The organism is Saccharopolyspora cebuensis, assembly GCF_039542665.1.
GTDB classification, from domain to species: domain Bacteria; phylum Actinomycetota; class Actinomycetes; order Mycobacteriales; family Pseudonocardiaceae; genus Saccharopolyspora; species Saccharopolyspora cebuensis.
Genome location: NZ_BAABII010000004.1, coordinates 626,738 through 646,370 on the forward strand (window position 1 = coordinate 626,738; position 19,633 = coordinate 646,370).

14 protein-coding genes are annotated in these 19,633 nt (G+C 72.0%); 9 read left to right on the plus strand and 5 right to left on the minus strand.

Going from position 1 to position 19,633, the window contains the following annotated elements; genetic code table 11:
* Nucleotides 1–21 precede the first annotated feature (21 nt).
* Nucleotides 22–2,223: an FtsX-like permease family protein gene (locus ABD976_RS09675; protein WP_345360545.1), complete on the minus strand. Its 2,202-nt coding sequence runs from the start codon at nt 2,221–2,223 to the stop codon at nt 22–24.
* Nucleotides 2,220–2,912, minus strand: a complete 693-nt coding sequence (locus ABD976_RS09680) for an ABC transporter ATP-binding protein (RefSeq protein ID WP_345360548.1) — start codon at nt 2,910–2,912, stop codon at nt 2,220–2,222. Before ABD976_RS09680 ends, ABD976_RS09675 begins: the two co-directional genes overlap by 4 nt.
* A 188-nt stretch (nt 2,913–3,100) precedes the next feature.
* Here ABD976_RS09680 and ABD976_RS09685 point away from each other — a divergent pair, with 188 nt between their 5' ends.
* The 3 genes from ABD976_RS09685 to ABD976_RS09695 all read left to right on the plus strand — a co-directional run bounded on the left by ABD976_RS09685 (nt 3,101) and on the right by ABD976_RS09695 (nt 7,094).
* Entirely contained in the window at nt 3,101–4,897 is a 1,797-nt protein-coding gene (locus ABD976_RS09685) for a sensor histidine kinase (RefSeq protein WP_345360551.1), read from the plus strand.
* Nucleotides 4,872–5,537, plus strand: a complete 666-nt coding sequence (locus ABD976_RS09690; RefSeq protein WP_345360554.1) for a response regulator — start codon at nt 4,872–4,874, stop codon at nt 5,535–5,537. The genes ABD976_RS09685 and ABD976_RS09690 overlap by 26 nt, the downstream gene beginning before the upstream one ends.
* A gap of 231 nt (nt 5,538–5,768) precedes the next feature.
* Entirely contained in the window at nt 5,769–7,094 is a 1,326-nt protein-coding gene (locus ABD976_RS09695) for an amidohydrolase family protein (RefSeq protein ID WP_345360633.1), read from the plus strand.
* Nucleotides 7,095–7,648: 554 nt separating this feature from the next.
* Here the strand turns inward: ABD976_RS09695 and ABD976_RS09700 are convergent.
* On the minus strand, nt 7,649–8,332 hold the full coding sequence (locus ABD976_RS09700; protein ID WP_345360557.1) for an SDR family oxidoreductase: 684 nt from the start codon (nt 8,330–8,332) through the stop codon (nt 7,649–7,651).
* Between the two features lie 166 nt (nt 8,333–8,498).
* Between ABD976_RS09700 and ABD976_RS09705 the strand changes: the two genes are divergently transcribed.
* Nucleotides 8,499–9,782, plus strand: coding sequence for an MFS transporter (locus ABD976_RS09705; RefSeq protein WP_345360636.1), 1,284 nt, complete (start codon nt 8,499–8,501; stop codon nt 9,780–9,782).
* 63 nt (nt 9,783–9,845) lie between these two features.
* Here ABD976_RS09705 and ABD976_RS09710 read toward each other — a convergent pair whose 3' ends face one another.
* Complete coding sequence (locus ABD976_RS09710; RefSeq protein WP_345360560.1) at nt 9,846–11,921, minus strand: PhoX family protein; 2,076 nt, start codon at nt 11,919–11,921, stop codon at nt 9,846–9,848.
* 368 nt (nt 11,922–12,289) lie between these two features.
* On the opposite strand from ABD976_RS09710, the gene erm reads away from it, so the two are divergent.
* Nucleotides 12,290–13,027 carry a 23S ribosomal RNA methyltransferase Erm gene (erm, locus tag ABD976_RS09715; protein ID WP_345360562.1) on the plus strand — a complete coding sequence of 246 codons (738 nt, stop codon included), beginning with the start codon at nt 12,290–12,292 and terminating at the stop codon, nt 13,025–13,027.
* A gap of 63 nt (nt 13,028–13,090) precedes the next feature.
* On the plus strand, nt 13,091–13,870 hold the full coding sequence (locus tag ABD976_RS09720; protein ID WP_345360564.1) for an SDR family NAD(P)-dependent oxidoreductase: 780 nt from the start codon (nt 13,091–13,093) through the stop codon (nt 13,868–13,870).
* Between the two features lie 23 nt (nt 13,871–13,893).
* On the opposite strand, the gene ABD976_RS09725 is transcribed toward ABD976_RS09720, so the two are convergent.
* Entirely contained in the window at nt 13,894–14,943 is a 1,050-nt protein-coding gene (locus ABD976_RS09725; protein WP_345360566.1) for a zinc-binding dehydrogenase, read from the minus strand.
* A 621-nt stretch (nt 14,944–15,564) separates the two neighbouring features.
* On the opposite strand from ABD976_RS09725, the gene ABD976_RS09730 reads away from it, so the two are divergent.
* From ABD976_RS09730 to ABD976_RS09740, 3 genes are all read left to right on the plus strand, one after another.
* Complete coding sequence (locus tag ABD976_RS09730) at nt 15,565–16,254, plus strand: biliverdin-producing heme oxygenase (RefSeq protein WP_345360568.1); 690 nt, start codon at nt 15,565–15,567, stop codon at nt 16,252–16,254.
* A 105-nt stretch (nt 16,255–16,359) separates the two neighbouring features.
* Complete coding sequence (locus ABD976_RS09735; protein ID WP_345360571.1) at nt 16,360–18,204, plus strand: acyl-CoA dehydrogenase; 1,845 nt, start codon at nt 16,360–16,362, stop codon at nt 18,202–18,204.
* 133 nt (nt 18,205–18,337) lie between these two features.
* Nucleotides 18,338–19,546, plus strand: coding sequence for an MFS transporter (locus ABD976_RS09740; RefSeq protein ID WP_345360574.1), 1,209 nt, complete (start codon nt 18,338–18,340; stop codon nt 19,544–19,546).
* The last annotated feature ends 87 nt before the right edge of the window (nt 19,547–19,633 follow it).

Below are 19,633 nucleotides of genomic sequence, written 5' to 3' on the forward strand. Positions count from 1 at the left end.
CTCGTCCCGGCTGCCCCGGCATCACTCCTCCGAGAGCCCTTCGGCGCTCACCTTGCGGAGCATCGGACCGCTGACCGCGGACGCCAGCAGCGCGACCGCGACTCCCAGCACGGCCGGCGCGAAGGCCCACGGCGTGAACACCGAACCGGCGCCGAACAGGGACAGCAGTCCGAAGGCCACGGCCACCCCGCCGGCGCCCGCTCCCACGGTCGCCACCAGCGCCGGGAGCGCGGCTTCGGTGCGCAGCGCCCGGCCTAGCAGGCGCACCGGTGTTCCGGCTGCGATCAGCGCCGCGAAGGTCTTCCGCCGGTCGAAGACGGACGACGCCGCCGTGATGGCGGCGCTGGCCCCCGTCAGCAGGGCGATCAGGGACAGCCCCACGGTGGTGACGCGGCGCAGGTCGCCGAGCATGGTCTGCTGCTCGTTGAGCGTGAGATCCCGGCTGTCCGCGACCACACCCGGCATGACCTGGGAGATGACGGTGCGGGCCTGTTCCCGGTCGGCTGCGGTGGGTGTCTCGATGACGAGCTCCGTTTCGGCCGGAGCACCTGCCGCGGGAACGAGGGCCGGATCGATCAGCGCTGAGACCGAGATGTCGTCCCCCTGGTCACCGAGCGGGCGGACCTCGCCGGGAGTCAGCGGGACGTCGCTCCCGCCCTCTTCCTCGGACATGAGCGCCAATTCGGTGCTGTTCGGCATCGCCGAGCCGTCGAGCCGCACCGCCGGTGGCCCACCGCAGTCGTCGATGCGCAGCCGGGTGATCTCCGCAGCCGACGCGCAGTCCATCACCAGCCCGCTCGCCGTAGCGCCGTTCGGCGTGGTGAGTACGACGCGCTGGCTCTTCGCGGTGATCGCCTCCGTTCCGCTCGCGGACAAGCCCTCGGTGAGCCGCCGCAGGTGCTCGTCGGCTTCCTCGGAGGAAACTTCGACGTAGAGCGCCGAATTGGCGTAGGAGCGTCCGCCACCGCTGAGCGTCTCGAACCCGGGCAGCAGGGTCAGGGCCATCGACCCGACGAAGGCGGCGAGGACGACGCCGGATACGGAGCGGTACGCCGCTTGCGGGTCGCTGCGCAACCGCCTGCCCGCCAGCAGGAGGGCCGGTCGCTGCCATGCCCTCGTGAGGGTCCGTCCGAGCATGCCGGTCACCCATGGGCCGACGATCGACGCGGAGAGCACGATCGCCGCCAGGGCGGCCAGGAGCATTCCGAAGCCGCCGCCCCCGTTGGCCTGGGCCAGGCTGAAGGCGAAGAGGGCGCCGACCGCGACCAAGCTGAGCAGACGCCACGCGCTCGGCCTGGCGCGCCGGTGCTCCATGGCCGCGCTGACCGGAGCTCGCACGACCCGGCGCAACCCGAGCCCCGCGGCCACCACCACCAGCAGCGGAATGCCGATCATCACGGCGGCCAACGCGGTGCCGGGCGGTGTGAAGTCGGAGACGTACCAGGTGCCGCCGCTCCACGGGATCTGGGCGCCGAGGTGGCGCAGCGGCAGGCTGAGCACCGCGCCGACCGCGGTGCCGACGACCGCGGCCAGCGCCGTTTCGGCGATGACCGCCGCGACCACCTGCTTCGGGGTGGCACCGGCCAACCGCAGGGCTGCGAGCCGGCGTTCCCGTCGTGCCGCGGCGAGGCGGGACGCCGAGGCGACCAGGACCAGGCTCGGCACGGTGAGCAGCACGATGCCGACCCCGGCCAAGAGGGGGAGCAGCAAGTCGGCCGAGTTGTTCGCGACGTGGCCCAGCTCGTCCGGGTCGGGCGACAGCACGCCCTCCGGATGCCCGACGACGGCGACGAGCTGCTCGGGGAACTTCAGCGATTCCGGTGCCAGCTCCCCGATCACTTCGCCGGGGAATCGGTCGCCGAGCTGTTCCTCGGGGTGCTCGGCGATGTGCTCGGCGAGCGCTGGTGAGAGCAGCACCTCGCCGGCGGCCGGGAACTCCGGCGGTGCGTTCGGCTCGGGAGCCGGCCGCCCGGCGACGTCCAGCCGCACGATCTTCTCGCCCTGGAAGAAGTCGATCCCGGCGATCGTCACCGCCCCGTCCGCTCCGATGCCGCCGTGCTGCCAAGCGGACCGCTCCTGGCGGGCGTCGGTCGCGTTCGGGATGCTCGCCATGAACAGGACCAGCGCGGTGGCGACCGCCACGCCGACCGCGGTGAGCACCGCGGAAAGGCGCGTGCGGGAGTCCTTGCGGAGCACCCGCAGCGCCAACTGCACCGGGTTCACACCAGCACCTCCTTGGCGATGAGCCCGTCCCGGATCTCCACGGTGCGGCCGGCCTTGGCGGCGAGTTCGCGATCGTGCGTCACGATGACCACCGCGGAATTCGTCGTCCGCGCGGCGGACAGCAGCGCCTGCATGGTCGCCGCGCCGGTCTTGGTGTCGAGGGCGCCGGTCGGTTCGTCGGCGAAGATGACCTTCGGCCGGTGGGCCAGCGCGCGGGCGATCGCGACCCGCTGGGCCTGGCCCCCGGACATCTCACCGGGGTGCCGGTCCTCCATCCCGGACAGCCCGAGCCGCTCCAGCCAGCCCCGCGCCTCGCTCATCGCCTGCGCTTTCCGGGTTCCGGCCAGCAGCAGGGGCAGCGCGGTGTTCTCGGCCGCGGTCAGCTCGGCCACGAGCATGCCCTGCTGGAAGACGAACCCGAACTCGTGCCGCCGCAGGGCGCTGCGCTTGGCCTCGCCGAGCTGGTCGATCCGGTGGCCGCCGAGCAGCACCTGCCCGTCGTCCGGACGCAGGATGCCCGCCAGGACGTGCAGCAGGGTGGTCTTGCCGGAACCGGAGGGACCGACGATCGCCAGCACCTCGCCCGGCCTGATCGCGAGATCGACTCCGGCCAGCGCGGCGGCCTCCCCGTAGCGCTTGACCAAGCCACGTCCTACGAGAAAATCTGTGTCGCCAACGGGCGTCGTCACGGTGTCTCCTCCCACTCGTCCGCCGCGGCGTCGGACCGCGGGCTTCGACGTCGAGGATCTCCGGGGAACGCCTGCTCGCGGATCGTCCGAAAAGCTCGTGGAAGTCGCCGAAGATCGACCGATCGGCCAGGGTTGAATGACCGATCGGCCAGGGGCGGGTGACCGGACGCACGCTCTACTGTCGTGGCGTGAGCTACTTCGCCGGGACTTCCCCCGCACCGACCGGACGGCTGCGGCGGTTCGTCGACCTGCTGCGCGACCAATGGGTCTTCGCCGGCCTGCTGGGGTTGCTGTGGTGCGGTGAGGTCTTGCTGGCGGTCGAGGCCTGGGACGGGGCGGTGGCGCTGATCCCCGGCAACGCCGCGCTGGTGCTCCTGGCCATCGTGGCCCGGGTGCGCCCGGTCCAGGGCGGGATGGCGGCGGCCGTCGTCCTCGTGGCCAACACCGGGGTCGTCGCGCTGACGGATCCGCGGCTGTACTCGGTGGGGCTGGAGAAGATCCTGGTCACGGAGAACGCGGCCGGGATGCTGATCGTGCTGTACCTGTTCCGGAGCGGTCGGATCAGCCGCGCCATCCCGGTCACCGCGGTGCTCGTGCTGTCGTGCCTGGGATCCATCGCGCTCCGCCGCGCGTTCCTCGGGAGCGAGGACCATCCCGTGGGCACCACCTTCGCTCTCGGATTCCTGCAGCTCGTGCTTGCGGTGGGCACCGGGCTCTACCTGCGTCGCACCCATCCCTGGCGGCCGGACGCACCGCTGCTCGACCTGCTGCGCAGGCAGTGGCCCGCGACGGCCGCGCTCGTCGTGCTGCTGTTCCTGGAGTTCGTCAGCACCGCGTTCGAGGGTGTGGTGCCTGCCGTCATCGGCATGTCGGGCGGCGTCGTGCTCGCCGGGCTCGCGATCATCGCCCCGGCGCGGCCGGTGCAGGCGGCGGCTCTCGGCGCGCTGGCCGTGGTGACCTTCGCGGTGTCGATGCGGACGTTCGGCATCGAGCCGGCGACGCCGCTGGTGGGCGATCTGTCGCCGTCGATCGTGGCGTCGGGGATGCTGCTCGTCGCCTACGTCACCAGGTACGCCGAACCCAGGCAGGCGACGTGGTGCGGCGCGGGCCTCGTCGGGGCCGCGCTCTTCGCGATGGTCGTCATCCCGCCGAGCTACCTCAGCGGGATGCCCGCCTCGCTGTTCATGGGAGCGTTGCTGCTGATCATCTCGGTCAGCACCGGCATGTACTTCCGGGCGCGCGACGGTGAGCGGCTGAACTCGGTCCAGTCCGCGATCGCCAGCGCGCAGCAGGAGGAGCGCATGGCGCTGGCCAGAGAACTGCACGACGTGGTCGCGCACCACGTGACCGGGATCGTGGTCCAGGCGCAGGCGGCGCACTTGGTCGCGGAGAAGAATCCGCAGGCGGCCACCGAGGCGCTGGCCCGCATCAGCGACAGCGGGACGGAAGCGCTGACCGCGATGCGCCGGTTGGTCGCCAGCATGCGCGGCGCGGAATCAGGCGGTACGACGGAGCTGTCCGATCAGGCGACCACGGACTTGGCGGCGGACCTCGAGGCGCTCGTGGAGTCGACCATCCGCCGCGTCGCCGGAGATCACGCGTCGACGCGCTTCGACCTGCAGGTGGATCTCGCGGAGCCGGTACCGCCCGAGGTGTCCCGGTCCGCCTTGCGCATCGTCCAGGAATCGTTGACCAACGCCGAGAAGCACGCCGCCGACGCCACCGTCGTGCAGATCGACGTGCGGTCCGCGGACGACGAGCTCCGGATCAAGATCACCGATGACGGCAGGTATGCCGGGGGACCGCCGGTCGGCGGTTCGGGAGGATACGGTCTGGTGGGCATGCGCGAGCGGATCGAACTGCTCGGCGGACGGTTCTACGCCGGTCCCGGCGAACACGTCGGCTGGCGGGTCGAAGTGTCCTTGCCCTTGGCGGAGCTGAGCGGAACGGGGAGCCACGATGATTCGGGTGCTGATCGCCGATGATCAGGAGATGGTGCGGGCCGGCTTCCGAATGATCCTGGAATCGCAGGACGACTTGGAGGTCGTCGGCGACGTGTCCAACGGTGTGGACGCCGTGCGGGTCGCCAAGGAGACGAGGCCGGACGTGTGCCTGATGGACATCCGGATGCCGGGTATCGACGGGCTGGAAGCCACCAAGCAGCTCGCCGGTCCGGAGGCCACCGACCCGATCAAGGTCGTCGTGGTCACGACCTTCGACCTCGACGAGTACGTCGAGGCGGCGCTGCGCAACGGTGCCAGCGGATTCCTGCTCAAGGACGCCGGCCCCGCTTTGCTCGTCGAAGCGGTGCACGCCGCCGTGCGCGGTGATGCCCTGGTTTCTCCGCAGATCACCGTGCGGCTGCTGAAGCACTTCGCCCAGCCGCCCACGCCGCAGCGCCGTCCGGCCAAGGCGAACCCGGCAGCGGAGGCGCTGACCGAGCGGGAGCTGGTCGTGGTGCGGGCAGCGGCGCGCGGGCTGACCAACGGCGAGATCGGCCAGGAGCTGTTCATGTCCTTGTCGACGGTCAAGACCCATCTCGCGTCGGCGCAGGCCAAGATCCGTGCGCGCAACCGGGTCGAGACCGCGGCGTGGGCGTGGCGCAGTGGCCTGATGGAGGACTGACTCGGTCGATCGGCCAGTCAGCAGTAGCCGATCGACCGAGGTCTGCTGACCGATCAGCTGAAGTGCGAACCCCTGGCACCGGGCGATGCTGGAAGCATGACACAGCGATTGAGCGACATCATCTTCATGGCTTTCCTGGTGATCATCGCGAGCGCGGCGGGGGTGACCATGATGCTCACCGTGGGCTCAGTGGGCGGTGGCTGATCGGGGCGGCAGAATGCAGCCATGCCGATCGCACTTCGCCTGCACGCTCCGATGATCCTCCCGTGCGACCCCGCGTGCTCGGTGCTCCGGGACGCAGTGCTGGACATCGACGAGGCGGGGCGGATTCTCCACTGCGGCCCCCGCAGTTCCGCGCCGGAGCGTCCGCACGGTGTCGTTGTCCGAGAATGCAGCGGAATCCTGTTGCCAGGATTGATCAACGCGCACGCGCATACCCCGATGACCTTGCTTCGCGGGATGGGCGGTGACCTTCCGCTGCTGCGGTGGTTGGAGGAGGTGATCTGGCCCGCGGAGGCGAAGTTGCGCCCCTCGGACATCCGAGCGGGAATGGAACTCGGCAGCGTCGAGATGTTGCAGGCCGGGGTCACCACGAGCGCGGAGATGTATTTCCGCGGCGACGCCGTCGTGGATGCCACCCTGTCCGTCGGCTCTCGTGTGGTTTTCGCGGGTGCGGTGATCGGCATGGCCGAGCTGAGCGGCACGGGCGGCTGGCGCGGCATGGTCGACGAGATCAGCAGGTGGATCGACGCCGACGGACTGCGGTTCGGTGCCGGGGAACGCATCGAGCTCTCGTACGGCCCGCATTCGGCGTACACGCTCCCACCGGAAGCGCTCGCGCTGATCGGTGAAGCCGCGCAGCAACGGGGCGCCTTGCTGCAAACGCACGTCGCCGAGACGGCGGCCGAGGACGCCGAGCAGCGAGCCCGGCACGGGTCGGTACCGGCCTTGCTGGAGGAGCTGGGGGTGCTGCGGGGCCGGGTGCTCGCGGCGCACTGCGTGCACCTCTCCGACGACGACATCGAGCTGTTCGCTCGGCGCGGCGTCGGCGTGGCGCACTGCCCGGGATCGAACGCCAAGCTGGCTTCGGGAACGGCGCGGTTGGTCGACCTGCTCGCGGCCGGGATACCGGTCGGCCTCGGGACGGACGGCCCGTCCAGCAACGACGATCTGGATCTGTGGGAGGAGGTGCAACTGGCGGGAATGTTCGCGCGCAACGCTACGGGGGATGCCACCGCGCTCAGCGCGGCCAGTGCGCTCCTCGCCGCCACCAGGGGCGGTGCGACCGCGCTGCACCGCGACGACATCGGTGCTCTGGAACCCGGTCGGTGGGCCGACGTCGTGCACCTCGACGTGGACAACCCGGCGTTCGCGACGGGCCTCGACGCACCTGACTCGCAGGTCCTGGCCAATGTGGTGTGGGCCGCGGGCTCACGCGCCGTTCGCGACGCGTGGGTCGCCGGTGAGGAGGTGCTCCGCGACCGGGAACCGACTCGCGTCGACCGGCACCAAGTCCAGGCCGCCGCGCGCAAGGCAGCCGAGCACATCCGCAGCTGACGGCGAAAACCCGGGCAGCACCGGTGCTCGACCGCGCCCGGCGACCCGGGCACCGAGGCTTCGGCCACCGGCCACCGGCCACCGTCGCCGGCCGCGGCCACGACGGGACGCGATCACCGACCGTGGCCACGACGCGCGACCACGCCACGACGTGACGCGAACACCGACCACGCCACGACGCGCCGCGACCACTGATCGCGGCCACGACGTGCGGCCACGACGTGCCACGATCGCCGACCGCGACCGCGACCGCGACCGCGACCGCGACCGCCGCTTCGACGTGCCACGACCACCGACCACCGACCGCGGTCTCGACGCGCGCGATCACCGATCGCGACCTCGACGCGCCGTCGATCGACGCCCAGACCATCGGCTACCGACCACCGCCGCGATGCGCCGCGTCCACCGGCCACCGATGCCAGCCGCCCCACGACGCGCCAGGACCAGACGCCGACCACCGCCACGACCACCGTCGCCGACCACCGTCGCCAACCACCGACGCCGGCCACCAACCACCGGCAGACCGCCGCACGCGGCGAGGTGGAGCGACGCGATCAGGACGGGCGGACGATGATCTCGGTGAGGTGGGCGTCGGGCGTGGCGCGGATGGCCGACACGATCGGTGCCGCCACGGACTCCGGCCGGAGGTAGCGATCGGCTTCGAACTCGCCGCCCTCCTGGTCGCGGACGGTGCGCTGCATGTCGGTCGCGGTCCGGCCGGGGAACACCGAGGTGACCTGCACGCCGTTCGCGGCCTCCTCGGCCCGGAGCACGTCGGCGAAGGCCCGCAGCGCGAACTTGCTCGCTGCGTACGAGCCCCAGTTCGGCTTCGCGCTCAGCCCGGCGCCGGAGTTGACCAGCACCACGTGCCCGCGCGCCGTGCGGAGCGCGGGCAGCAGCACGCGGGTCAGCTCGGTGACGGCGAACAGGTTGATCTCGAAGGTGCGCCGCCATGACGAGGTGGGGGCGTCGGCGACGGGAGCCAGTTCGATCAGGCCCGCGCTGTGCACGACCACGTCGAGCCGGTCGATGCCGGCCGCCGCGGCCGCCACGGACTCGTCGTCGGTCAGCTCGACCGGCCACGGGGTCGCGCCGGGGAGCTCGTCGGCGAGGGCGTGCAGGGCCTCGGCGTCCCGGCCGCCCAGCAGCAGGTCGTGCGTGTCGGACAGGGAGCGGGCGACGGCGGCACCGATGCCGCGCGAGGCACCCGTGACCAGGGCGATCGGGCGTTCGGACATACCTCCACGGTAGTCCTGGGTCCGGGTCGGTCGGTGACCGCCCGTCCCAGTCCGCGGTCGCGTCTTGACCCGGCCGGGTGGGGCGGCTTAGGACTGCCGGGTGAGTGTCGATGCCGCCACCTCGGATCCGGGCGATCGCGTCCTGCGCAAGGTCGCGCTCCGCCTGATGCCGTTCCTCTGCCTGCTGTACTTCGTCAACTACCTGGACCGGGTGAACATCGGCTTCGCCGGTCCGAACGGCATGAACGAGGAGCTCGGGCTGACCGCGACGATGTTCGGGCTCGCCTCGGGCATCTTCTTCCTCGGCTACCTGGTGCTGGAGGTGCCGAGCAACCTGGCGCTGCACCGCTTCGGCGCTCGCCGGTGGCTGGCGCGGATCATGATCTCGTGGGGCGTCATCGCCACCGCGATGGCCTTCGTGCCCAACGCCGCCACGCTCGTCGTGCTGCGCTTCCTGCTGGGCGTGGCCGAGGCCGGGTTCTTCCCGGGCATCATCCTGTACCTCACCTACTGGTTCCCGAAGGCGCAGCGCGCCAAGGCCGTTGCGATGTTCATGGCGGCCGTTCCGGTCTCCAGCGCGATCGGCGCCACGGTGTCCAGCGTGCTGATCGACGCCGGGGACGGCCTCTTCGGGCTCTCCGGATGGCGGGTGATGTTCCTCGTCGAGGGGGTTCCGGCGATCCTGCTCGCCGCCGCCACCTGGTTCTACCTCACGGATCGTCCGGAGAAGGCCGCGTGGCTCACCGCCGACGAGCGCCGCTGGCTCGCCGACACGATGGCGGCCGAGCGCGCGGAGACCGAGCAGACCCACCACTGGCCGCTGCGCAAGGCGCTGACCCATCCGCGCATCCTGGCGCTCGCCTTCGTCTACTTCGGCATCTCCTACGGCCTCTACGCGCTGGGCTTCTTCCTCCCGTCCATCATCGCCGGGTTCGAGCAGCAGTTCGGCACCGAGCTGACCACCGTCGAAGCCGGGCTGGTCACGGCGATCCCGTACGCGGTGGCGGCGGTGGCGATGGTGCTGTGGGCGGCGCACGGCGATCGGACCGGTGAGCGGGTGTGGCACGTCGCGCTGCCGATGCTGCTCGGCGGGGTGAGCATCCCGATCGCCCTCTACCTCGGCAACCCGTTCAGCGCGATGGTCGCGGTGACCTGCTGCGCGGTCGGCGTGTGCGCGGCGGTGGCGTGCTTCTGGACGTTGCCGAGCGGTTTCCTGGCGGGTGCCGCGGCGGCGGGCGGGATCGCCCTGATCAACTCGCTGGGCAACATCAGCGGGTTCGCCGCCCCGTACATCACCGGTGCGCTGCGGGACCTGACCGGCTCGCAGCGCACCGGGATGTGGGTGGTGGGCGTCGTGATGGTGGTCGCCGCCGTCGTGGTCGTGGTGCTGCGCGCCACGCCCGCCGGTCGCGACGAGGGAACCGGGCGGCGCGTGGAGCACGCCGACTGACGCCCCGGAAAAGCGCAGCGGGGGCCTCCGGTGTTCCGGAAACCCCCGCGCTCGCCGGGCGGATCAGCGCTGGCCGATCTCACCGCCGTGCTTGCGCCACACCACGGCCACCGCGGGCCGGGGACGCGAGTCGCCACCGTCGGGCCAGTGCGAGGTGGGCCGGCTGGGGTCCTCGGCGTCCTCGCCGGGGTGCTGCACGCACACCGTGACGAGGTCGTCGGTGATCACGGGGCCGCAGGTCTCGGCACCCACCGGAACGGTGAGGAACTGCTTGACCTTGCCGCGCTCCGGGCCCTCGACGGGCACCGCGAACAGGCCGTCGTGCGAGTCCAGCGCGTTGCCGTCGGTGGAGATCCACAGGTTGCCGTGCCGGTCGAAGGCCACGTTGTCCGGGCACGAGATCGGGCTGACCTCGGACTTGTCGAAGCCGCCGAAGTAGGTCGACGGGTCGTTCGGGTCGCCGCAGACCAGCAGCAGGTTCCAGCGGAACCGGGTGCCGGTGTGCTCGTCGTCGACCTCCAGGACGTGCCCGTGCTTGTTGCCGATCCGCGGGTTGACCTCGTCCGGCGCCGCGTTGCCCGCGGAACCGCGGTTGGAGTTGTTGGTCAGCGCGCAGTAGATGCGGCCGTTGACCGGGCTCGGCTGGATGTCCTCGGGCCGGTCCATCTTGGTGGCGCCCACCGCGTCCGCGGCGAGGCGGGTGAAGATGTAGACCTCCTCGGCGCTGAACCCGGGCACGAACGACCGGTCACCGCTGGCCAGCGCGATCCACTCGCCGGTGCCGTCGAACTCGCCGTCGGAGGGCAGCTTGCCGGAGCCGTCGATCTCGGACTCCGGGCTGTCGCCCCGGAACTTCGCGACGTAGAGGGTGCCGTCGTCGAGCAGCCCCATGTTGTGCCTGCGGGCGTGCGCGCTGCGGCCCGGCTTCATCCGCCCGTTCGACACGAACTTGTAGATGTAGTCGAACCGCTCGTCATCGCCGGAGTAGGCGACCACCCGCCGGTCGCGGGTGACGTGGACGGCCGCGCCCTCGTGCTTGAACCGGCCCAGCGCGGTGTGCTTGACCGGGGTCGAGTCGGGGTCGTTCGGGTCGATCTCGACGACCCAGCCGAAGCGGTTCGCCTCGTTCGGCTCCTGGGCGAGGTCCCAGCGCTTGTCGAAGCGCTCCCACTTGCGGTCGCTGGCCCCGCCGCTGAAGCCGTAGCGGTCGAGCCGCTGCTTGGTCTTCGGGTCGGTGACCTGGTCGGCGTTGCCGAAGTACTGGTTGACGTTCTCCTCGCCGGACAGCACCGTGCCCCACGGCGTGACGCTGCCCGCGCAGTTGTTCTGGGTGCCGAGGACCTTGGTGCCGGTCGGGTCGGCGGAGGTCTTGAGGTGGTCGCTGCCGGCGGCCGGTCCGCGCAGCTCGAACTCGGTGTTGAGCGTGATGCGGCGGTTGTGGCGGCCGGCCTGCGGGGTGAGCCCGCCGCCCCGCTCCCGCTGCACCTCGACGACGGACAGCCCGTGCGCGGCCCAGGCGATGCGCACCTGCTCCTCGGTCGGGTTCTCCTCGTCGTAGTCGGGGAACATGTGCGGCTCGGTGGTGTACTCGTGGTTGACCACCAGCAGGTTGCGCTTGCCGCTGCCGTTGAGCGGGATCAGCCCGGCGAAGTCGTTGTTGTAGCCGAACTGCTTCTCCTGCGCGGCGGCGGTCTGGTTGTGGAAGTCGAACTCCGGCGCGCCGGGGACCACCGGGTCGCCCCAGCCGATGACGACGTCCTGCTCGTACCCCTCGGGGATCACGACGCGGTCCTCGGTGTTCGGCGGCACCGGCTGGAAGTCGGTCCCGGGCACGCCGTGCGGGCGGTCGCCGGGGCCGGTGCCGTGGCCGCGGTCGCCCGGTGCGGCGACGGCGGTGCCGGTGAGCGCGGTGGCCGCGCCGAACGAGAGCGCGAGCGCGCCACCGGTTCGCAGCGCCTTGCGGCGGCTCAGCACGTTGCGGACCACGTCGCCGAAGTAGGCGTTGTCCGAGGTGTTGGGCGCGTCGTGGGCGCAGGCGTCACCGCAGCGGTACCGGCACGTGGTGGCCGAACGGCTGGCGGAGTGGCTGGTCAGCAGGGGGAGCGGGACGACCCGCCCGCTGTCCTGGTGGGAAGACAAGCGGACCTCCTGGAAGATTCGGGAACAAGCGCACATTAAGCCGATCGAGCGAGTAGTCCTGGACGTTCAGGTGAACTTGGGCCGAACAGCCAGTACCGGTTGGTCTCTTCGGCGTCCCGGAAATTCACTCGCGGCCCAGCCCGGCACCTTGTTAACGTCGTCGCATGGGCATCGCCGTCTTCTTCGCCCGGCTGCGCACCGCGTAGTCGGCGCCCCGCCGGCCGGGTCTCCCGGGCCGGCTTCCTGCGCCGACCGCACCGCACCGGGTCCCCGCTTCCGCACGTGATGCGCCGCACGGGTGTCAACCGTGCCGATGGCTGCTGCGCGGACCCGCTCGTCGTCCGCTCGCCAGCGCAGGAGCCCTCCGCATGCCCTCCCGACGCCCGTCGGCGCGCGATCGCGCGCGTCGCGAACTCGGCCAGAACTTCCTGATCAGCACGTCCGCGATCGATCGCGTCCTCGCCCTCCTCGAGCACCGGCGCGGTCCGGTCGTGGAACTCGGGGCCGGGCGCGGGGCGATCACCGGCGCGCTCGTCGCCACCGGCCGTCCCGTCACCGCCGTCGAACTCGACCCGCACTGGGCCGAGGTGCTGCGCCGCACCGTCCCGCGGGCCCGCGTGGTCCGCTGCGACCTGCGGCGGTTCCGGGTGCCCGAGGGCACCCGCAGCGTGGTCGGCAACCTCCCGTTCGGCGTCACCACCGCCGCGCTCCGCCACCTGCTCACCGAACCAGCCTGGGCGGAGGCGGTGCTGCTGGTGCAGTGGGAGGTCGCGCGCAAGCGCGGTGCGCCCGGCACGATGCTCGGCGCGCAGTGGGCGCCGTGGTTCGAGTTCAGCGCGCACGGGCGCGTGCCGGCGCGCGCCTTCCGACCGATGCCCGCCGTCGACGGCGGGCTGCTGCGCATCCGGCGGCGTCCCGCGCCGCTGGTCGCCGGGCGCGACCGCGCCGCCTACCAGCGGTTCGTCGAGGAGGTGTTCTCCGGGCGCGGCCGGGACGTCGGCGAGATCGTCCGCCGCCGCACCGGCCGCCGCCCGGCGGTGCCGCCCGGTGCGCTCCCGCGCGACCTCGACCCGGTGACCTGGGCGCGCCTGTTCGCCGGACCGTGACGGGCGCCGCCGCGGCGAAATCCGCGCGACAGCGCCGCCGCGGACCTGGCAGGGTCGACGACCGTGATCGATCCTCGACTCGACGGCCAGGTCGTCCTGGTCACCGGCGGCGCGGGCGGCATCGGTGCGGCGATCAGCGAGGCGTTCGCCGCCCAGGGAGCCCGCGTGGCGGTGCACCACCTGGGCGGCGATCCGGCCGTGCCCGCCGGGGTCCGGTGGGAGCACCGCACCCCGGCGGCCGGGAGCGCGCGGCGGTTCGCCCGCGACCTGCCGGGGGCGGCCATCGCCGTCGAGGCCGACCTCGCGGACGACGCGGCGATCACCCGGCTGCTGGACGAGGTCGAGGCGCGGCTCGGACCGGTCGACGTGCTGGTGAACAACGCCGCCCACTGCGAGGACCCGGACGGCATCGACGCGGTGACCGGCGACGGGCTCCAGCGCCACTACCGGGTCAACGCCATCGCCCCGGCACTGCTCACCGGCGAGCTGGCCCGTCGCCGACGCGGCGCCGGGGCGCGCGTCATCAACATCTCCACCGACGCGGCGCGCGCCTTCCCCGGCCAGATCGGCTACGGCACCTCGAAGGCCGCGGTCGAGGCCCTGACCCGCGCCACGGCCCTCGACCTCGCGGGCGCGGACATCCGGGTCAACGCCATCGCCCCCGGACCGGTCCAGACGGGGTGGCTCACCGGCGAGCTCCTCGACCACGCCACCTCCGTCGTGCCGCTGGGCCGCGTCGGCGATCCCGAGGACATCGCCGACGCCGCCGTGTTCCTGGCCTCGCACCAGGCGCGGTGGATCACCGGGCAGGTCCTCCAGGTCGCGGGCGGCCACGCCCTCTGACCGGGCTCACCCTCTGACCGGACTCAGGGGTGCAGGACGATCTTCCCGACGTGGTTCCTGCGGGCGAGTTCCTCCTGCGCCCGCGCGGCCTGCTCCAGCGGGAACGCCGCGGCGATGACGGGCTGGATCGCGCCCTGCCGGGCCAGGTCCACGAGGAGTCCGAAGTGCGTCGGCGTGTGCATCGCGGAACCGATCACCTGCGCGTTGTGCAGGTACAGGCGGCGCACGTCGAAGCTGACCCCGTACCCGCCGAGCGCACCGGCGATGACCCAACGCCCGCCTTCGCGCAGCAGCGGGAGCCCGTCGCCCACCAGCTCCCCGGCGACGACGTCGAGACCGACGTCGACGCCCTCCGGGGCGGCGGCGCGGACCTGCTCCACGACGTCCCGCGCGCGGTCGAGGACGTGGTGCGCGCCCGCCTCCCGCACCGCGTCGATCTTGGCGCCGCTGCTGATGGCGAGGACCTCGGCACCGCGCGCCCGGGCGATCTGCACCAGCGCGAGGCCGACACCGCCGGAGGCGCCCGAGACCAGCACGGTCTCCCCCTCCCGCAGCCGACCCCGCTCGATCATGCCCAGCGCCGTGCCGTAGGCGGTCGGCAACGACGCGAGCTGGTCGTCGGTGAGCGGGGATCCCGTCACGTCGTGCACCCGATCCGCCCGCGCGGTCGCGTACTCGGCGTAACCGCCGTCGCGCTCGCTGCCCATCAGGCCCACCGGGTTCGCATCCGGCCCGTCGGTGTCGTAGATCGCCGGGTCGACGACCACCCGGCGACCGACGAGGCCCGCGTCCACGTCGGCGCCGACCGCCACGACCTCCCCGGCCACGTCGGCGCCCTGGATGCGCGGGAAGTCGATCGGACCGCGCCAGCCCGACAGCGCCTCCGGGTCGCCCGGGCGGCCGTAGGCGCCTTCCCGGGTCCACAGGTCGGTGTTGTTGAGCGCTACCGCGCTGACCTGGACCAGCACCTCGCCCGCCTGCGGCGCGGGCACGGCGACCTCGGTCAGCTCGACGACCTCGGGCCCGCCGTGCTCGGCGATCCGCGCCGCGCGCATGGTCTCGGGCACACCCATCGCGTGAACCTCCTCGGGTATACAGGTCTGTGAAGTCAACGGCCACGGTACACCGCGCGGCCCCGGGATGCCCAGGGGTGGGAAGTGCCGTGGCGGTGCCGGTCGACCGCCGCGTCGTGGCGGCCGTCGAGGAGCGGCCCGCGGTCGGTTGCGCTGCGGAACGGGCCCTGGCGGAGTGATCGCGCCTCGCGGGTCGGGTTCCGCGATCGCCGATGACAGGAAGGTTCCCCTGCTGTCACGGATGACAGGAAGGTTCCCCTCTTGTCGCGGGTGGCAGGGAAGTTCCCCTGCTGCCACGGGTGCGGGCAGCTCCCCGGTGCGGCTGGTGACAGGAAGGTTCCCCTGCTGCCGCCGGTGGCAGAGAGGTTCCCCCGCTGTCACGGGCGACAGGAAGGTTCCCCGCTGTCACGGCTGCGAGGAAGGTTCCCCCGCGGTCGCCGATGACAGAAAGGTTCCCCCGCTGCCACGGCTGCGAGGAAGGTTCCCCTGCTGTCGTCCGGGTCGTGACGGCGCGTCGTGCGGGGTTGGGTCGGGCGGGTGATGTCGAGACCACACGGCTGTGCGTCTGGTGTCGGGGGCGGGCCGTGCCCTAGGGTGCCGGTAAGCTTAGGCTTACCTAACATGGAGGGTGACATGGCCGAGGTCCAGGTCCGCACCGGTTTCGCCCAGCGCCTGCGGGCGCTGACCCGCGCCGCGCACGAGGAGGCGGAGTCCCGGCCGTTCGTCCGCGCGCTGCTGGCCGGGCGCGTCGAGGCCGACGGGTTCGCCGCGCTGCTCGCCCAGCACTACTTCGCCTACCGGGTGCTCGAGGACGCCGCCGACCGGATGCGCAGCGATCTGATCGCGGGCCCGTTCGTCTCCGACCGGCTGCACCGGCTGTCCGCGCTGGAGTCCGACCTGCACTACTACCTCGGCCCGGACTGGCGCGGGCTGATCCGCCCGAGCGCCGCGACGGAGGTCTACTGCGCGCGGTTGCGCGAGGTGTGCTTCGACCGGCCGGAGTGCTTCGTGGCGCACCACTACACGCGCTACCTCGGCGACCTCTCCGGTGGTCAGGTGCTCCGCGCCGCGCTGTCCCGGAGCCTGGGGCTGGTGGACGACGGCGGTTTCGCGTTCCTGACGTTCGAGGAGATCCCGAACCGGCCGCGGTTCAAGGACGCCTACCGCACGCTGCTGGACACCGCGGGCTGGGACGGCGCGGCCGAGAACCGGATCATCGCCGAGGTCCGGCACGCCTTCGCGCTCAACGCCGCGGTGCTCGACGAGCTGGGCCGACGCCTGGTTCCCCCGATCCCGCGACCCCGCCGCTGACCTTTCCGGCGGACCTGCTTGGCAGAAGTTACCGCCAGGTAATACCCTCTTGTTACCGACGAGTAAGGGCCGGTGAGCCGGCAGCGGCGCAAGAGGGAGCCTTCGATGGGCCACTACAAGAGCAACGTCCGCGACCTCGAATTCAACCTCTTCGAGGTCTTCGGGGTGCAGAACATGCTGGGCAAGGGGGCGTTCGAGCAGTCCGACGAGGACACCGTCCGGGGCGTGCTGCAGGAGCTCAACGTGCTGGCGACCGGCCCGCTGGCCGACTCCTTCGCCGAGGGCGACCGGACCCCCGCCGCCTTCGACCCGGCCACCCACTCGGTCACGCTGCCGGCGGCGTTCAAGAAGTCCTACCAGCAGGTCGTCGACGGCGAGTGGTGGCGGCTGAGCCTGCCCGACGAGCTCGGCGGGTACGGCACGCCGCCGTCGGTGGTGTGGTCGGCCGCCGAGCTGATGCTGGGCGCCAACCCGGCCGTGTACATGTACATGGCCGGGTACAACTTCGCCACGATCCTGTGGCGCAACGGCACCGAGGAGCAGCGCCGCTGGGCGCAGCTGATGATCGACCGGCACTGGGGCGCCACGATGGTGCTCACCGAGCCCGACGCGGGTTCCGACGTCGGCGCGGGCCGCACCAAGGCCGTCCGGCAGGACGACGGGACCTGGCACCTCGACGGCGTGAAGCGGTTCATCACCTCCGCCGACCAGGACATGACCGAGAACATCATGCACCTGGTGCTGGCCCGCCCCGAGGGACCGGGCGTGGAGGCCAAGCCGGGCACCAAGGGTCTGAGCCTGTTCCTGGTGCCGAAGTTCCACTTCGACTCCGAGACCGGTGAGCCGGGCGAGCGCAACGGCGCGTTCGTGACCAACGTCGAGCACAAGATGGGCCTGAACGCCTCGGCCACTTGCGAGCTGACCTTCGGCCAGCACGGCACCCCGGCCAAGGGCTGGCTGCTCGGCGAGGTGCACGACGGCATCGCGCAGATGTTCCAGGTCATCGAGTACGCCCGGATGATGGTCGGCACCAAGGCCATCGGCACCCTGTCCACCGGGTACCTCAACGCGCTGGAGTACGCCAAGGAGCGGGTGCAGGGCGCCGACCTGACCCGGTCGACCGACAAGACCGCGCCCCGGGTCCCGATCACCCACCACCCCGACGTGCGCCGCTGCCTGATGCTGCAGAAGGCCTACGCCGAGGGGCTGCGCGCGGTGTACCTCTACACCGGCACCTACCAGGACGCGGTGACCCAGGCCGAGGCCGACGGTTCCGACGCGACGCTGGCCGAGCAGGTCAACGACCTGCTGCTGCCGATCGTCAAGGGCGTCGGCTCCGAGCGCGCCTACGAGATGCTGAACCTGGCGCTGCAGACCCTGGGCGGGTCCGGCTACCTGCAGGACTACCCGATCGAGCAGTACATCCGGGACGCCAAGATCGACAGCCTGTACGAGGGCACCACGGCGATCCAGGCGCAGGACTTCTTCTTCCGCAAGATCGTGCGCAACAACGGCGCCGCGCTGGGCCACGTCGCGGGCGAGATCCAGCGGACCCTGGAGGCCGAGGGCGCCGACGAGCGGCTGAAGGAGGAGCGCGCGCTGGTGGCGGCGGCGCTCGACGACGCGCAGGGGATGCTCGGCGCGCTGATCGGCTACCTGACTTCGGCGCAGGAGGACGTGGCCGAGGTCTACAAGGTCGGTCAGCACGCGGTGACGCTGCTGATGAGCATGGGCGACCTGCTGGTCGGCTGGCTGCTGCTACGCCAGGCCGAGGTTGCGCTGACCGCGCTCGACGGCGGCGCCGCCGCCAAGGACCAGCCGTTCTACCAGGGCAAGGTCGCGGTGGCCCGGTTCTTCGCCAAGAACGTGCTGCCCGAGCTGCGGTCCCGCCGGGCGGTCGTCGAGGCGGCCGACAACTCGCTGATGGAGGTCGACGAAGCGGCCTTCTGATCGCGCGTGGCGGCGGCGGTGTCCCCCGGGGCACCGCCGCCGTCGTGTGTGCGGGCGGCCACATCGTTTGCCCTGCTCACAGCCAGTCCGTTAGCATTGCGAACGAATTTGTGCCGTCCGTCCGGGAGAGCAGATGAGCGCCCACGTGCGATTGCTCGACGTGTTCAAGGGCCAGCCGCGCGCCGTGTGGATCACCGCGTTCGCCGCGGTGATCGCCTTCATGGGCATCGGCCTGGTCGATCCGATCATGCTGTCCATCGCCGAGGCGCTGGACGCCGGACCGGAGCAGGTCACGCTGCTGTTCTCCTCCTACCTCGCGGTCCAGGTCGTCGCCATGCTCGTCACCGGCGCGTTCAGCGCCCGGTTCGGCGCCAAGCGGACGGTGCTCACCGGCTTGGGGCTCATCGTGCTGGCGACGCTGGCCTGCGCGCTCGCGGGCACCATCGAGCAGCTCGTCGCGCTGCGCGCGGTGTGGGGCCTGGGCAACGCGTTCTTCATCGCCACCGCGCTGTCGGTGATCGTCGGCGCGGCCAGCGGCGGGCAGCAGGCGGCGATCCTGCTCTACGAGGCGGCGCTGGGCATCGGGCTGTCCACCGGACCGCTGCTCGGCGCGCTGCTGGGCAACCTGTCCTGGCGCGGACCCTTCGCCGGCACGGCGGTGCTGATGGCGATCGCGCTGGTCCTGTCGGTCCAGCTCCCCAAGGACGGCCCGCGCGCGCAGCGGGCCCCGGTGCGGCTGCTCGACCCGCTGCGGGCGCTCAAGCACCGCGCGCTGCTGCGCACCTCGATCGGCTCCGCCTTCTACACCGCGGCGTTCTTCGTGGTGCTGGCCTGGTCGCCGTTCGTGCTGGAGTTCGGCGCCATCGCCGTCGGGCTGGTGTTCTTCGGCTGGGGCGTGTGCGTCGCCGTGGCCGGGGTGACGCTGGCGCCGCGCGCCGCCGCCCGGTTCGGCGAGGTGGGCGCGACGGTGCTCGCGGTGCTGGCCTACGCGGTGCTGCTCGGCGTGATGGCGATCGGGTCCAAGCCCGTGGTGGTGGTCGCGGTGATCCTCAGCGGCATCGCCTCGGGCTTGCTCAACACCCTGTTCACCGGGGCCGCGATGAGCGCGAGCAGCGCGCCCCGCCCGGTGGCCAGCGCCGGGTACAACTTCTGCCGCTGGCTCGGCGGCGCGGTCGCCGCGACCCTGGTCGGGCACGTCGCCGAGTGGCTCGGCTTCACCCAGGCGCCGTTCGCGGTCGCCGCCGTGCTCTGCCTGATCGCCGCCGGGCTGCTGCTGGCGGGCCTGCGCCGGGACCAGCGCTCGGTGCCCGCCGAGGCAGCGGTCGTCGGCGAAGAGCTCTGAACCGCCCCGCCCTCACCCGAACGGGAAGTAGGTGAGGGGCGGTGGTTTCAATTGGTCGTTGCAACGTGGCCGGGTGTGGACAGTAGT

Bases quoted from the DNA above. Each gene is read 5' to 3' on its own strand.
- ABD976_RS09690 (WP_345360554.1), top strand. From the start codon at position 4,872: ATGATTCGGGTGCTGATCGCCGATGATCAGGAGATGGTGCGGGCCGGC.
- ABD976_RS09700 (WP_345360557.1), bottom strand. From the start codon at position 8,332: ATGTCCGAACGCCCGATCGCCCTGGTCACGGGTGCCTCGCGCGGCATC.
- ABD976_RS09705 (WP_345360636.1), top strand. From the start codon at position 8,499: ATGCCGTTCCTCTGCCTGCTGTACTTCGTCAACTACCTGGACCGGGTG.
- erm (WP_345360562.1), top strand. From the start codon at position 12,290: ATGCCCTCCCGACGCCCGTCGGCGCGCGATCGCGCGCGTCGCGAACTC.
- ABD976_RS09725 (WP_345360566.1), bottom strand. From the start codon at position 14,943: ATGGGTGTGCCCGAGACCATGCGCGCGGCGCGGATCGCCGAGCACGGC.
- ABD976_RS09730 (WP_345360568.1), top strand. From the start codon at position 15,565: ATGGAGGGTGACATGGCCGAGGTCCAGGTCCGCACCGGTTTCGCCCAG.
- ABD976_RS09735 (WP_345360571.1), top strand. From the start codon at position 16,360: ATGGGCCACTACAAGAGCAACGTCCGCGACCTCGAATTCAACCTCTTC.
- ABD976_RS09740 (WP_345360574.1), top strand. From the start codon at position 18,338: ATGAGCGCCCACGTGCGATTGCTCGACGTGTTCAAGGGCCAGCCGCGC.